Here is a 15,573-nt window from a genome sequence, read left to right as displayed (position 1 = left end):
AGAAAAAAGGATGTTCTCCAAAAGAGTTTAGAGATAATTACCGAAAGAAACGTACCATTATTTAATGGCATTATAATTAAGAAAGGCTCTCTTTTCATCAGGCATTGAGAAAAGAGAGCCGTTTTTCTGTTCAAATGGGGGATAAATGAAACTCGACCAGTATATGATAAAATTATATCATTTTTATCAATGCTTATCTGCTAATTTTGCAGTGCTGAAATAAATCTAATAGGTATGCAGAAACGAATTTCTTTTCTATTGCCACGGGGCTGTGTGAATATTTTGTTTACAAGTAAGCAAATAGAGAATGAATAATAGGAGTTGAATACACGCATTTCATGAAGGGACAGAATCCGGCTGATGATTGTGCATGACAGAAAGAAGAGAAGAAACAGTTGGTGATTCGTTTATACAAGTGATAGATAAAATTGTATCATTATTGCAATGTGATTGTTTCTACCTTTGTAGCTGTAAGAAATTTGTAATATAAAGCGACTTTTAATCTGATATTATGTAGAGAGGATTCCGTTTGTTGGCTTTTCGCATATATCTATTGATGAAGAATTATTAATCAAACAAGTGATACACTATGAATAAAAATGTAAAAAGATGTGCGCTGGTTGCTGGTGCATTTGCCATGGTCTCTATGGGAAATGTGTATCAGGTGCAGGCTTCTGAACTTCATGCATCGGAAGTGTTGCAGCAAGCGAAAAGGCAGATCAAAGGAAAAGTAGTTGATGCTGCCGGTGAAACTGTGATTGGAGCGAATGTTCTGGAAAAAGGAACAACTAATGGGGTAATTACGGATATTGATGGTAATTTTGTACTAAACGTTTCTTCTGGAGCTACACTGGAGATTTCTTATATAGGTTATGTTACACAAACCATAAAGGTCACAAACCAGACATCTTTGCATATTGTATTGAAAGAAGATTCCGAGACCTTGGATGAAGTCGTGGTAGTGGGTTATGGAACCATGAAGAAAAGTGACTTGTCTGGTGCTTCTGTATCAGTGGGGGAAGATGCGATAAAAGGTTCTGTAATTACCAATCTGGACCAGTCTTTACAGGGACGTGCAGCGGGTGTTTCTGCCGTAAGTACTTCTGGAGCTCCGGGTTCTTCATCTTCTATCCGTGTGCGTGGACAAGCTACCATTAATTCCAATGCGGAGCCTCTATATGTGATTGACGGAGTGATTGTACAAGGAGGAGGTGCTTCGGGTGCAGATTTCGGTCTGGGAGATGCTTTGGGTAATGGTTCTGTTTCTACCATTTCTCCGCTTTCCACCATTAATCCTGCTGATATTGTTTCGATGGAAATTTTGAAGGATGCTTCAGCAACTGCGATTTATGGAGCGCAAGGAGCAAATGGAGTAATATTGATTACGACCAAACGAGGTAAGGCTGGTGAAGCTAAATTTACCTATGATGGCATGCTGGCTGTACAAAGACAGACCAAACGGCTGGATATGATGAACTTGCGTGAGTTTGCTAATTATTACAATGAATTTGTGCAAGTGGGCGAATTGGATGTGAACGGGTATTATGCCGATCCTTCCATCTTGGGTAAAGGAACAAACTGGCAGGATGCGGTTTTCCAGACTGCATTGCAACACCAGCATCAGGTTTCAGCTGAAGGAGGTACGGAAAAAATTAAATATTATGTTTCTGCTTCTTTTATGGATCAGGATGGTACGTTAATCGGCTCCAATTTTAACCGTTATTCTTTCCGTGTCAATCTGGACTCTCAGTTGAAAAGCTGGTTGAAACTGGGATTGAGTGCTACCTATTCATCTACGGATGAAGATTTGAAACTGGCAGATGGTGAACAGGGTATTATTAATTATTCATTGAAAACTGTCCCCGATATTCCAATTTATGATATTGACGGGAATTATGCGACCATTGTGCGTGAAGGTTACACGAATCCGAACCCGATAGCAATGGCTATGATGGATCAGGTGCTGCTGAACCGCCAGAAGTTGACAGGTAACATCTTCTTTGAGGTTACACCAGTAAAGAACCTGGTATGGCATGCGGAACTGGGATATGATATTAGTGCTTCCAGAGGTGAACGCTATAAACCTATGGTGGACTTTGGCAGTTGGAAGCGCGACAGTAACTATAGTAGTATTCAGAAGAACAGCAGTACATTCTGGCAACTCAAGAACTATGTTACATATAGTGGCATGATGGACAAGCATAATTTTACAGCCATGCTGGGACAGGAATGTTGGGCTTCTAATTATGACAATATCAGCGTAACCAATACAAGCTTGCCTTCTGACGCGGTGCATAATCCGGCTTTAGGTACCGCTACTCCGGTAATTGGTTCTGGGTTTGGCAGTTCAGCCATGGCATCGTTCTTTACTCGTCTGACTTACAATTACGATAACCGTTATTACGGAACTTACACTTACCGTTACGATGGCTCTTCAAACTTTGGTCTGGATAACCGTTGGGCGGGTTTCCATGCACTTGCAGGTTCCTGGCGTTTTTCAAATGAAGAATTCTTTAAACCTTTGTCTGGCGTAATTAGTAATGGTAAATTGCGTTTAGGCTGGGGACAGACCGGTAATGCAAATATTGGAGGATATTTGTGGGGAACTTCTATCGTGAAAATGAGTTCGAGTCTTGGAACGGGGTATCGTCCGAAAAATATTCCGAATACCAGCATTAAGTGGGAATCTCAAGAACAGTGGAATGTCGGACTGGATTTGGGATTCATTCAGGACCGCATCAACGTGGTGGTAGACTGGTATAAGAAGGTTTCAAATGACATGTTGATGGCGTTGCAGTTGCCTTCTTATATGGGAACTCAGGGGAATACCAGCAGCCGTTTGGATCCTCCCTATGGTAACTATGGTAGTATTGAGAATGCCGGTGTGGAAATTTCACTCAACACGCATCCGTTAATTGGAAAGTTCCAGTGGGATTCTGATTTTCAGATTTCATTCAATAAGAATAAATTAAAGGCATTGAGTGGAACGGCCAATGCACAGATTGTTGGCTATGGACAATGGAATGACGTAGTTAGTGTGTCCAATGTGGGTGAGTCATTGTATAATTTCTATGGTTATGTATGTGATGGAGTTTATCAGGATTATGAAGACCTGCAGAAATCTCCGAAACCAGAGCAGTATCCGTCAAACGGAGTGTTCAATCGAAAGAATACAGTTTGGGTAGGTGACATCAAATATAAGGATATTAGTGGTCCGGATGGAAAACCTGATGGAGTAATTAATGAATATGATAAGACGAACTTGGGCTCTCCGATGCCGAAATTTACTTTTGGATGGACCAATACATTCCGTTACAAGGATTTTGACTTGTCGATTTTTATTAATGGTTCTTATGGAAATAAGGTAATGAATTATTTGGGCATGCAGCTTACTCACATGAATTCTGCATGGGAAAATCAGTTGAACTCGGTAACGGGTCGTGCCAGACTGGAACCGATTGATCCGGATAAAGTTTATCCTGCCGGCCAGTATTGGTATGATGATGTGACTAATGTGCGTGTCTCTAATCCGGAAGCTGTTATTCCTCGTGCTTCTATTCAGGATCCGAACGACAATGACCGTATCAGCGACCGTTATGTGGAAGATGGTTCTTATATTCGTTTGAAGAATATCACACTGGGTTATACTTTCCCGAGTAAATTAATCAAGAAGTTCGGTATTAATAATTTACGCCTTTATGCGAATATTCAGAACTTATTGACAATTACAGGATATGATGGTTACGATCCTGAAATCGGAGCCAGTACGCAAAGCACTAATGTGTACGGATTGGATTACGGACGTTATCCGTCGCCTACTGTCTATTCATTCGGACTGAATGTTTCTTTTTAACCTGTTAAATTTGACTGTATATGAAAATCAAGAATATTAAATATGTGGCTTTGGCTGCGGTCTTTGGTATGGGAACAACTTCTTGTGATGATTTTCTGGATCGACCGACTGAAGACAATTATAATCAATCTAATTTTTACCAGAATGATACCCAGTGTGTGCAGGGAGTAAATTTCTTGTATAACTCTCCATGGTATGATTTCCAGCGTGGTTTCTTTAAAGTGGGTGAAGTGATGTCTGGTAATTATTATTGGGGGAAAAGTCCTTATCTGGATTTTACAGTGAATGGAACGGACCAGGATTTGGTCAATATGTCTTATTCTTTGTGGTCTGTTATTGCTTATTGTAATACGGTATACAAAACTCTGCAAACAGCTAACTGTTCTGAGAATGTCAGAAGACAGTGTATGGCTGAATGTTTGTCTTGGAAGGCTATGGCTTACTTCTATCTGGCACGTACTTTCGGGGCTGTACCTATCGTACACGATAATTCCAAAGAACTGGCAGATGGAACTTATAATGACAAAAAGAAGGTCATGCTGGCTGATGTCTATGAATATATTGTCATGACATTGGAGAAAGCAATGGAATTGTTTAAAGATGAGGATGGAAATGTCATGAAAGGTGATGCCGGACGTATAGATTATTATGGAGCTGAAGGATTGCTGGCAAAGGTTTATCTGACAAAGTCTGGCGTAGGGCAAAACGGTATGCGTGATGAGGCTGCCTTGAATAAAGCCAAAGAATTGGCAGAAGATGTGATTGATAATTCTGGTCGCAAACTGATGGAAAACTATGCAGATATATTCCGTTTACAGAATAATAACTGTGAAGAAAGCCTGATTGGCTGGCGTTGGGATGCGGCGAGTGGTCAGTACACCGCACAAAATACGTTACAGTCAGACTTGGCTATGGTGGGATTTGATGAATTTGGAGATAACTGGGGTGGTTATAATGGCCCTTCCATTGACTTACAGCTGGCTTTTGGAGTTACTCCAGACCAGAATCCGAAAGACCGTGACAAATCGGTTATTGATACTCGTCGCAAGGCAACCATGATGATGGCAGGCGATAAATATGAATATTTCTGGCAGGATAAGGGAGGCTTCGATTATATCAACTTCATCTACGATAAGGATGGTTATGGCAAAGGTGGTCCCGGAGAATTGCAAAGTCCGACAGGAGCCAATGAGGTAAAGCATTTGTATGGCAATGCAAACGACCACATGAAAGGCCTGGGTGTATCGGCCGCAAGTATGTCCAGTAGCTTGAGTACCCATTTACTGCGTTTGGCCGATGTATATCTGATTTATGTAGAAGCAGTAATTGGAAATCAGGGTTCAACCACGAATGAAAAGGCAAGAGATGTATTCTGGCAAGTACGTCATCGTGCGGTAAGTGAATACAAATTGCCTGCTTCTGTTTCTTGGGAAGATGTATGGAAGGAACGTCGTCTGGAACTGGCTTGTGAAGGAGACCGCTGGTATGATTTTGTACGTTTGTCTTATTATGACTCTTCAAGAGCGATTAATGAACTCGTAAATCAGAAACGTGATGTATACGATAACTTGAATACATTGTATAAATCCTATTATGAATCCGGACAGACAACTTGGAATGCAACTTCAAATCAGCACTACACGGATAATCCTAAAGTTCCTAATGTGACGAAGGAATGTTTTACATTACCATTCCCGTCTGAAGATGTAGTGTTTAATCCCAATTTGATGGAAGATCCTGTACATGTGGATGTGCGTACGGAGTATAGTTATTAATCTTTTAAATGGTACATAAAATGAAAACAAGATATATCAATTGGCTCGTTGTGTCGGCATTGTCTTTGATGGGTTGTCTTATGACTGCTTGTGAGGATCAGCCGGATAAATATGAAATTGCAGACGGGGTTCCTACTTTAAAATATGTGCGCTCTCCATTACCGGAAGAAGCAGATTCATTACTTGTGGGAGCTTATCTGGGAAATACGGTTTGTCTGGTGGGAGATAACTTGCGTAGTATATATGAGCTTTATTTTAATGACCAGAAAGCTACCTTGAATACAAGTTATATGACAGACCATACTATTTTGGTGGACATCCCTAAGAACATACCGGAAGAAGTGACCAATAAAATCTATATGGTTACCAAGTCTGGGGTAAAAGTAGATTTTGATTTTAATGTGATGGTTCCTGCTCCGGTGGTTAGTTCTATGAGTTGTGAATATGCTTCAGCTGGAAGTGAAGCCGTATTGTATGGTGATTATTTCGTAGATGATCCGAATGTGCCTCTGACAATCTCCATGCCTGGAGATATTACTGTGGAAGGAGAGCAAATTACAAGTATAACGAAAACGGCAGTCAAATTTATAGTACCTGAGGGAGCGATGCAAGGAAATATTCGTGTGAAGTCAATTTACGGAATCGGTCAATCTGTTTTCCTGTATAAAGACACACGCAATATTCTGTTTGACTGGGATGGAAAATATGAAGGTGCTTTGGCCGCAGGAAATTCCTGGAATGGCGACAATGAAAAGAAAGGACAGATTCTTGCTTCTGTTCCTCCTGTGGATGGAAAATATATGGTGATGGGGCCTGCCACCCTTTCTGGTGGACAATGGCAAACTCCAGGAGAGTATCTGATGATGTATTGGCCCGATCCGAATGCAACAGAAGGTTGTGTACCTCTTTATAACTTACCTCAGTTTAAGAAAATGCTGGAAGATTATAAGATTGAGGAATTAGCATTGAAATTTGAAGTATATGTTCCGACTTCTAATCCATGGATGGCTGAAGGCATGCAAATTCGATTTACCTCATTGGATGAAGTTTCTATGAGTAACCAGACACAGGATTACATCTGGAATGATGATGAAAGTCATGAAGAAGGAAAGGCTCCTCGTGGCGTTTGGGTTCCTTGGGAAGAAACTGGTTCATACGATACGAACAATCAGTGGGTTACGGTTACACTCAAAATGTCAGAATTTAATAAATTAGTTTCTGGACTAGCCAGTGATACAGAATTGACTCAGGACAGATTCGCTGGTTTAAGCATTTTCTTGCGTGGAGGTGGAGTTGATGGTAAAGAATGTGAACCAATTATTTGCATGGATAATATTCGGGTGGTTCCAGTAGAATAATATTTAAAGACTTAGACGTATGAATAAAATATATAAGTTTTCAGCATGGTGGATGGTTTGTTTCATTCTGTTGAGTTCCTTGACATTCACCGCTTGTGATACCAACGATGTGGATACCAATCAGTATAAAGGAGGTATCAGTTTGAATGTATTTGGACCGAGTCCGGTTGCACGTGGAGGTATTCTTCGTTTTCTAGGTTGTGGACTGGATCAAGTTATAGCTGTACAAATTCCCGGATGTGATGATATTACAGATATAGAAGTTGTCAGTTCGGAAGAAATTCGGATAACTGTTCCTCAAACAGCTGAACCGGGTTATGTAACACTGGTATTTCGTAATGGAGAACATATCGTTACAAAGACTCAATTAACTTATTCTGAGCTTATTTCAATGGAAAGTTTCTCTCCTGAGAGTGTAAGACCAGGCGATGTGCTGACTATTAAAGGTGAATATCTGAATTTGATACATCAGGTAATTTTTGCAGATAATGTGATTGTGTCTGATGAAATGACAGAACAGGAGAGTATGGAAGGGGAGAATGCATTCTTAAAGCATACTCGGAACGAGATTCAGGTGCTTGTTCCTGTAGAAGCACAAAGCGGAAAGATTATTCTTTCTGATGGGGCAGAGCTTCCTAACTGGATCTATTCAGAACTTGAATTGCAAGTCGTAATACCCTCTGTGAGTGAAGTGATTGATTTATCTGAGAAAAAACCTGGAGATAAGGTGACGGTGACAGGTGAGAATTTAGATTTAGTGAAGGAGGTACGGATACCCAATGGAGGAACTGCTGCATTTGTGTATTCAGAAGAAAATAAGTCGGTTACTTTCACGCTTCCTGAAGATGTGAGCAATGGAACTGTGTATGTAGTTACGGCTTCTGGTGTAGAAGTTGCCGTAGCTGAAATAAAGGTAGCTGTTCCAGAGAACGTAGTCATTACATCGGCTGATGGTATTCGTGCTGCACAATTATTGGAACTGACGGGTAAAAATATGGAATTAATCACTTCTGTGTTATTCCCGGGAGTTACAGAGGAAACTATACCTTCTTCTTCTACTTCTACAAAAGTGACAGTTGTGGTTCCGGAAGGAACTGTTAGCGGTAATCTAACATTGAATACAGGAAGTGGAGCGACTGTTAGCATCGCTATTGAGACAGCAAAACCTTCTAATTTATCGTGTGTAGGTGAAGTGAAAGCTGGTGAGCAAGCTGCAATTACGGGAGATAACCTGGATTTGGTATCAGGCGTGGTGTTTACAGGTAATCTAGAAGGAGAGATTGTTTCGCAATCTTCTAATCAACTGATTGTATCTGTACCGGCTTTAGCTCAAAGTGGCAATGTTATTTTAAAGATGTCTAATGGAGAACAGGTATCCGATTTGAATCTGACTATTACTGCACCATCTGGTTGTTATGTAATAAGTGGACTCGAAGGTGAATATCATGCCGGAGAAATTATGACGGTGGAAGTTGCAAATGGCGATAAACTGACTGCTGTTAACATTAATGGTACTCCTGTGCAGTATATTCTTATTGGAACTCAATTAATGATTCAGGTCCCGAATACTGCTGGCTCAAACTCTTCTTTGGAGTTGACTTCTGGCGATAAGACAATTGAATATATCATTTCGTTTATACCGGTAGCACGTCCTGAGACTGTGATTTGGGAAGGTTCGTTTGCAATTACAAATTGGAACGGTAATCAGGATCTTGGATGGAATGGTTATGATTGGAGTTCTGTGCAGCCAGGTACAATTATAACTGTTTATTATACCTTAGATACTGCTGTTACCGACTGGCAGATTCGCTTAGGTGGGTGTGGCATTGGCTGGGCTGAATTGCCTGCAATTCCGGCTACAGGTTTGGCAGCAGGTTCTACTAGTTTTTCTGCGACATTAACGGCGGAAGATTTAGAGGTCTTATCAAAGGATAACAACAGTGGTTTAGTAGTGACTGGTTGTAACTTTACAATGACCAAAATAACTTTAAAATAAAGATTTTTAAATGAATATACGTATGAAAACAAATATAATGAAATGGATGTGTTTACTGGCAGCTCCTGTGGCTTTGATTGCCTGTAACACCGAGGTGGAACATGATGTTCCAGCTGTAGATGCTCCGGTACTGGTTTATTCTTCTTTGGCAGATGGAGCTTCTGTGAAAGCCGGTGATTTTACATTGAAAATAGCTTATGATAAGAATGTGTTTTTTTCTACAGCTGATACGACTCAAATCACAGTGACTAACGACGGGCATATTCGTAATGGGATAGTCTATGGTAAAAATGATACATTGACGTTAACTGTGAGTGCACCCTCAAGAGCTACAGACTATACGATAACTATTCCGGAAGGACTGGTGACAGGCCCTAACCAAATGCCAGCTCCTGCATTTTCTTTGAATTTCAGTACGTTGGATTTACATTCTAATTTGGTAATGGCTACATCTCCGGAAGCTGAAAAGTTGTATAAGTTTCTGATAGAAAACTATGGGAAGAAAACAATTTCCGGTATAATGGCGAATGTAGCATGGAATACGGATGAGGCTGAACAAGTCAATACATGGACAGGACATTACCCGGCTCTGAATACTTTTGATTATATGCATATTCGGTATTCAGGAGAAAACTGGATTGACTATTCTGATATTTCTCCGGTGACAAATTGGGCAAACGCAGGAGGTATTGTATCTTGTATGTGGCATTGGAATGTTCCTAAAAATACAGATAGTAACATTGATGATTATACGGCTACGTTGTCGGAAACTGTGTTTAATGCTCAAAAAGCTATAGAAGAAGGGACATGGGAGAATGGTATTGTAAAAGCAGATTTGGAAAAGGTTGCCAACATGTTGAAAAAACTGAAGGAGGCGAAGGTTCCTGTGCTGTGGCGTCCGTTACACGAAGCGGCCGGTCAGTTCTTCTGGTGGGGAAAAGATGCGGAGAGCTTTAAAGCACTTTGGAAAATGATGTTCACCTATTTTAAAGAACAAGGTTTGGACAATTTGATTTGGGTATGGACTTCTGAAAATAAGGATGATGCAAACTGGTATCCTGGTGATGAATATGTAGATATTATTGGTCGCGACTTGTATGGAAAGACTGCGGAAGAATGTGCGGAAGAATTTAAGGCATTGACAGCATTGTATGGTGACCGGATGATTGCCTTGACAGAGTGTGGATATTATGCAGATTCTAATGATGCAAGTAAAAATGCGCCCATTGGGAATATAGAAGCACAGTGGAACAATGGAGCTGCATGGTCGTGGTTTATGCCATGGTATGGCAATGCGGGTGAAGGAACTGAAGCAAAACCTCATGCCGATAAAGCTTGGTGGGAAGCAGCATTCCAGTCAGAGAATGTATTGGATCGTGAGGCTGTGAAGGAAGCGATGAGTAAATTATGAGATAATGATGGGTAAAACTCTGTATGAGAAACATCTTACTTTCTGCATGCAGAGTTTTCCAATTTCTTTGAATAAATATTTTACTATCTGTTTTTGCTAAAATTGTATCAGAAAGGATGGAACGTAAGTCCTACCTTTGTGCTATGTAATTTTAAAGCTGATTCTTATGAAAAATTCTTCAAAACTAATTTTAGGAATAATGATGTGTTTGACGATTGCTTGTACGAATGGTAATAAAACAACTGTTGAGACTGATAGTCAGGAAGCTCAGGCGATGTTAGACAAATTGAACGCTATACCGAAGCAAAGACAATTCATGTTTGGGCATCACGATGATCCGGTGTACGGCATCGGTTGGGATGGCGACTCTGGGCGAAGTGATGTGAAGAGTGTATGTGGTGATTATCCTGCCATGATGTCTTTTGATTTGGGACGTATTGAAATTTATGGGGATAAGAACTTGGATAATGTATCGCTGAACCGTATCCGGCAAGAAGTCGTGGCGCAGTATGAACGCGGAGGAATGTCGTCTTTCAGCTGGCATGTGGATAATCCGGTAACGGGAAAAGATTCATGGGATGTTAGTGATTCGGCGGTTGTGAAATCTGTACTGCCTGGAGGAGTGAGTCATGACAAGTTTATGGGTTGGCTGGATAAAGTGGCCGACTATCTGAATTCAATACAAACGTCGGAAGGTGTAAAGGTTCCAGTTCTTTTCCGTCCGTGGCATGAGCATACGGGAAGCTGGTTCTGGTGGGGAAAAAATCTTTGCTCTACGGAAGAGTATAAAGCGCTTTGGCGGATGACGTACGAACGCATGCAGGAAAAGGGGGCTACCCAGCTGCTGTATGCTTATTCTCCGGGCACGGAGCCTAAAGATTCTGTGGAGTATCTGGAACGTTATCCGGGTGATGATATTATCGATTTGATAGGAGTAGATGCATATCAATTTGATAAAGATACTTATATAAAGAGTTTAGATAATGCACTTACTATTATGTCGCAGGTAAGCAAAGCACATAAAAAGGTGATGGCTGTAACCGAAACGGGGTATGAAACGATTCCCGATTCACTTTGGTGGACACAAACCTTGATGCCAATTATAGAAAAATATCCGATAAGCTATGTGCTGGTATGGAGAAATGCACGTGAAAGAGAAAATCATTATTATGCGCCTTATCCGGGACATCCATCGGCAGATGATTTCCTGAACTTCTATAATGATTTACGCACATTGTTTGCAGGAGATATGAAAAATATAAAATGAAAAATATAAGATAGATATGATTACCTTTGAAGAAAAAGTCAAGAATTTATTTGTTCAACATGAAGAGTTGATTACTCGGAAGAATGAGCCTGTTGAAACAACCAATGGAGTGTACACTCGTTATAGATATCCGGTAGTAACCGCTGCTCATACGCCGATTTTCTGGCGTTATGACTTGGATGAGAAAACCAATCCCTACTTGATGGAGCGTATCGGAATGAATGCAGCCATGAATTCAGGGGCTATCAAATGGAATGGAAAGTATATATTGGTAGTACGTGTGGAAGGTGCCAATCGTAAATCGTTCTTTGCAGTGGCTGAAAGTCCGAATGGGGTAGATAATTTCCGTTTTTGGGATTATCCTGTTACCATGCCTGATGATGTGATTCCGGCTACAAATATTTATGATATGCGTTTGACAGCACATGAAGACGGCTGGATTTATGGTATTTTCTGTGCAGAACGTCATGACGACAATGCACCAGCCGGTGATTTGTCTTCAGCTACAGCTACGGCAGCTATAGCCCGTACAAAAGACCTGAAAACCTGGGAACGTCTGCCGGACTTAAAGTCGAAGAGCCAGCAACGTAACGTAGTGTTGCATCCGGAGTTTGTGAATGGCAAATATGCTTTTTATACTCGCCCGCAGGATGGATTCATTGATGCTGGTAGTGGTGGAGGTATCGGCTGGGCTTTGGTAGACGATATTACACATGCTGAAGTTACGGAAGAAAAGATTATCGACTGTCGCTATTATCATACTATCAAAGAAGTGAAGAACGGTGAAGGGCCTCATCCTATCAAAACTCCCAAAGGATGGCTACACCTGGCACACGGTGTACGTGGATGTGCGGCAGGCTTGCGCTACGTGCTTTACATGTATATGACTTCATTGGAAGATCCCAGTAAGTTAATTGCAGCTCCGGGTGGTTATTTCATGGCTCCTGAAGGGGATGAACGTATCGGTGACGTATCGAATGTGCTGTTTACTAATGGCTGGATTGCGGATGAAGATGGAAAGGTGTTCATTTATTATGCTTCTTCTGATACACGTATGCATGTGGCTGTTTCTACTATTGATAAGCTGGTAGATTATTGCATGAATACGCCACAGGATGGTTTGACCACTACAGCTTCTGTAGAAACACTGAAGCAATTGATTGATAAAAACATGAAATTGATGAAATAATAAAAAAGTAAGTACTGCTATGATAAAACTCACGGAAAGAATTGGCTACGGATTTGGGGATATGGCTTCCTCCATGTTCTGGAAATTGTTTGGAGCCTATTTGATGATATTTTATACGGATGTGTTCGGACTACCGGCGGCAATGGTGGGTACCATGTTCCTGGTGACTCGTATTTGGGACTCTGTATTCGACCCGATTGTCGGAGTAATTGCTGACCGTACCTCCAGTCGATGGGGTAAATTTCGTCCGTATCTGCTATATCTTGCAGTTCCGTTTGGTTTGATAGGGGTACTTACTTTTTATACACCTCCTTTTGGTGATGCAGGGAAACTGGTGTATGCGTATATTACTTATTCGCTGATGATGATGGTATATTCTGCCATCAACGTACCTTATGCTTCGTTGTTGGGAGTGATGAGTCCTGATCCGTCAGAGCGTAATACGCTGTCTACCTACCGCATGATGTTTGCTTATTTGGGTAGTTTTATCGCCTTGTTGCTGTTTATGCCGATGGTGAACTGGTTTAGTGGGTATAGCAAGGAGCTGGGCGACCAGCGGTTCGGCTGGTTTATGGCGGTGGTGGTGATTGCTGTGATGTGTGCCGTGCTGTTTTTGGGCTGTTTTGCATGGACAAGAGAACGGGTGAAACCTATCAATGAGAAGAAAACTGCTTTGAAGGAGGATATTAAAGACTTGTTCCATAATAAACCCTGGTGGATTTTGTTTGGAGCCGGAGTAGCGACACTGGTGTTTAATTCCATTCGGGATGGCGCAGCAGTATATTATTTCAAGTATTTTATTGTAGAAGATGAGTATCGCACTATCTCACTGATGGGGGTATCGTTCGTGTTGAGTGGTTTGTATCTTTCTGTGGGACAGATAGCTAATATTGTGGGGGTAGTTTTGGCAGCTCCCATGAGTAATAAAATCGGAAAGAAAAGAACCTTTGCACTTTCCATGCTGGCTGCTTCAATGTTGAGCGTGATATTTTTCTGGTTTGGCAAAGATGACTTGACGATGATTTTCGTATTTCAATGTTTGATAAGTGTATGTGCCGGTAGCATCTTTCCGTTGCTTTGGTCAATGTATGCTGATTGTGCTGATTTTTCGGAGTTGAAGACAGGGAACCGTGCTACAGGGTTGATTTTTAGTGCTTCGTCCATGAGTCAGAAATTTGGGTGGGCTATTGGTACGGCAGTTACCGGATGGCTGTTGTCTTTCTTTGGCTTTCAGGCTAATGCCGTGCAGAGTGAAGAAACCATTCATGGCATCAAGATGTTTTTAAGCTTGCTTCCGGCTGCAGCTGCATTTATTTCGATAGTCTTTATTATTTTCTATCCGTTGGGTGAACAGAAGATGAAAGGTATTATGGAACAGTTAAACTTAAAGAGAGGGTTAAAAGATGAAGAATGAAAAGATAAATCAGTTCTGTGCGGAAGTGAGGGCAGAACTGGAACAGAATATACTTCCGTTTTGGGTGAAAAAGATGACAGACTATGAACATGGCGGATTTTATGGTCGTATTACGGGGGAGGATGTGTTGGATGCTTTTGCTTCAAAGGGGGCTATCCTGAATGCACGTATCTTGTGGACTTTCTCGGCTGCATACCGTCTGCTCCATAAAGATGAGTATCTGGAAACGGCTACACGTGCCAAACGTTATCTGATTGATTATTTCTATGACACGGAGTTTGGAGGTATTTATTGGGAACTGGATTGTGATGGAAAGCCACTTGATACCAAGAAGCAGATTTATGCTATTGGCTTTGCCATTTACGGGTTGAGTGAGTACGCACGTGCGGTGGGAGATGAGGAAGCCTTGGACTATGCTTGCCGGTTGTTTGAGGTAATTGAAAAATATAGTTTTGATGCAGAAAAGAACGGCTATCTGGAAGCTTTGACGCGCGACTGGCATCCGATAGAGGATATGCGTTTGAGCGATAAGGATGAGAATGAGAAGAAGACGATGAATACACATTTGCATATTTTGGAGCCTTATACGAACCTTTATCGTGTATGGAAAGATGAACGCCTGAAGGAGCAGATTGTTAATTTGGTCAATTTGTTTTTAGAGAAGATATTGGATACCCAAACGTATCACCTGAATCTGTTCTTTGAAGACGACTGGACTAATAAGTATCAGATGGTATCTTACGGACATGATATTGAAGCTTCGTGGCTGATACATGAGGCGGCACTGGTGGTTGGTGATCAGGATTTGTTGAAAAAGGTGGAACCTGTCATTGTGAAAATTGCTGAGGCGGCAGATGAGGGTTTAAATCCAGATGGTAGTATGATTTACGAGAATTTTGTTAGCAAAGGAAAGATTGACCGTGAGTTGCACTGGTGGGTTCAAGCTGAAAATGTGGTAGGGCATGTGAATCTTTTTCAACATTTTGGTGATGAAGAGGCATTGCAAATCGCGTTGCGATGCTGGAATTTCATTCAGGCGAAATTGGTAGATAGAGTGCATGGTGAATGGCATTGGAGTTTGTATGCCGATGGTACAATCAATACGAAGGATGATAAGGCCGGGTTTTGGAAGTGTCCTTATCATAATGGACGTATGTGTATGGAGATTCTGGAGCGTTTTGCTTAATCTTCTTTCTGTTGAATCTGATTTTGAATCAGGAAAGATGTTGTATTATTAATGACATTGTTTCGATGACAAAAACAGTGGTAAATATGATGCTAGCTGATAATTATAAGGGACAGGAGGTCGT

Annotated in this window: 9 protein-coding genes; all 9 read left to right on the top strand. The window is 41.2% G+C overall.

Going from position 1 to position 15,573, the window contains the following annotated elements; translation table 11 throughout:
- The first annotated feature begins 589 nt into the window (after nucleotides 1-589).
- The 9 genes from ACMJ0U_RS07245 (at nucleotide 590) to ACMJ0U_RS07205 (ending at nucleotide 15,449) form a co-directional block, all read left to right on the top strand.
- Nucleotides 590-3,853, top strand: coding sequence for a SusC/RagA family TonB-linked outer membrane protein (locus tag ACMJ0U_RS07245; RefSeq protein ID WP_417129219.1), 3,264 nt, complete (start codon nucleotides 590-592; stop codon nucleotides 3,851-3,853).
- A gap of 20 nt (nucleotides 3,854-3,873) precedes the next feature.
- Complete coding sequence (locus ACMJ0U_RS07240) at nucleotides 3,874-5,628, top strand: RagB/SusD family nutrient uptake outer membrane protein (protein ID WP_417129217.1); 1,755 nt, start codon at nucleotides 3,874-3,876, stop codon at nucleotides 5,626-5,628.
- Between the two features lie 20 nt (nucleotides 5,629-5,648).
- Nucleotides 5,649-6,986, top strand: coding sequence for a glycan-binding surface protein (locus tag ACMJ0U_RS07235; protein WP_417129216.1), 1,338 nt, complete (start codon nucleotides 5,649-5,651; stop codon nucleotides 6,984-6,986).
- Nucleotides 6,987-7,005: 19 nt separating this feature from the next.
- Complete coding sequence (locus tag ACMJ0U_RS07230) at nucleotides 7,006-8,982, top strand: hypothetical protein (protein ID WP_417129215.1); 1,977 nt, start codon at nucleotides 7,006-7,008, stop codon at nucleotides 8,980-8,982.
- Nucleotides 8,983-9,004: 22 nt separating this feature from the next.
- Nucleotides 9,005-10,393, top strand: a complete 1,389-nt coding sequence (locus ACMJ0U_RS07225; RefSeq protein WP_417129213.1) for a glycosyl hydrolase — start codon at nucleotides 9,005-9,007, stop codon at nucleotides 10,391-10,393.
- A 166-nt stretch (nucleotides 10,394-10,559) separates the two neighbouring features.
- Nucleotides 10,560-11,660 (top strand): glycoside hydrolase family 26 protein, encoded by a 1,101-nt coding sequence (locus tag ACMJ0U_RS07220; protein WP_417129211.1) that lies wholly within the window; start codon nucleotides 10,560-10,562, stop codon nucleotides 11,658-11,660.
- Between the two features lie 16 nt (nucleotides 11,661-11,676).
- Nucleotides 11,677-12,849, top strand: a complete 1,173-nt coding sequence (locus ACMJ0U_RS07215; protein ID WP_417129210.1) for a glycosidase — start codon at nucleotides 11,677-11,679, stop codon at nucleotides 12,847-12,849.
- A gap of 19 nt (nucleotides 12,850-12,868) precedes the next feature.
- Nucleotides 12,869-14,263 carry an MFS transporter gene (locus tag ACMJ0U_RS07210; RefSeq protein ID WP_417129208.1) on the top strand — a complete coding sequence of 465 codons (1,395 nt, stop codon included), beginning with the start codon at nucleotides 12,869-12,871 and terminating at the stop codon, nucleotides 14,261-14,263.
- Nucleotides 14,253-15,449, top strand: coding sequence for an AGE family epimerase/isomerase (locus tag ACMJ0U_RS07205; protein ID WP_417129206.1), 1,197 nt, complete (start codon nucleotides 14,253-14,255; stop codon nucleotides 15,447-15,449). Before ACMJ0U_RS07210 ends, ACMJ0U_RS07205 begins: the two co-directional genes overlap by 11 nt.
- The last annotated feature ends 124 nt before the right edge of the window (nucleotides 15,450-15,573 follow it).

This window comes from Phocaeicola sp., from assembly GCF_048170425.1.
GTDB lineage: Bacteria > Bacteroidota > Bacteroidia > Bacteroidales > Bacteroidaceae > Phocaeicola.
Note: the sequence above shows the minus strand (reverse complement) of the source record. Positions and strands in the feature narration are given on the sequence as shown.

Bases quoted from the DNA above. Each gene is read 5' to 3' on its own strand.
- ACMJ0U_RS07205 (WP_417129206.1), top strand. From the start codon at position 14,253: ATGAAGAATGAAAAGATAAATCAGTTCTGTGCGGAAGTGAGGGCAGAA.
- ACMJ0U_RS07240 (WP_417129217.1), top strand. From the start codon at position 3,874: ATGAAAATCAAGAATATTAAATATGTGGCTTTGGCTGCGGTCTTTGGT.
- ACMJ0U_RS07215 (WP_417129210.1), top strand. From the start codon at position 11,677: ATGATTACCTTTGAAGAAAAAGTCAAGAATTTATTTGTTCAACATGAA.
- ACMJ0U_RS07245 (WP_417129219.1), top strand. From the start codon at position 590: ATGAATAAAAATGTAAAAAGATGTGCGCTGGTTGCTGGTGCATTTGCC.
- ACMJ0U_RS07225 (WP_417129213.1), top strand. From the start codon at position 9,005: ATGAAAACAAATATAATGAAATGGATGTGTTTACTGGCAGCTCCTGTG.
- ACMJ0U_RS07220 (WP_417129211.1), top strand. From the start codon at position 10,560: ATGAAAAATTCTTCAAAACTAATTTTAGGAATAATGATGTGTTTGACG.
- ACMJ0U_RS07210 (WP_417129208.1), top strand. From the start codon at position 12,869: ATGATAAAACTCACGGAAAGAATTGGCTACGGATTTGGGGATATGGCT.
- ACMJ0U_RS07230 (WP_417129215.1), top strand. From the start codon at position 7,006: ATGAATAAAATATATAAGTTTTCAGCATGGTGGATGGTTTGTTTCATT.
- ACMJ0U_RS07235 (WP_417129216.1), top strand. From the start codon at position 5,649: ATGAAAACAAGATATATCAATTGGCTCGTTGTGTCGGCATTGTCTTTG.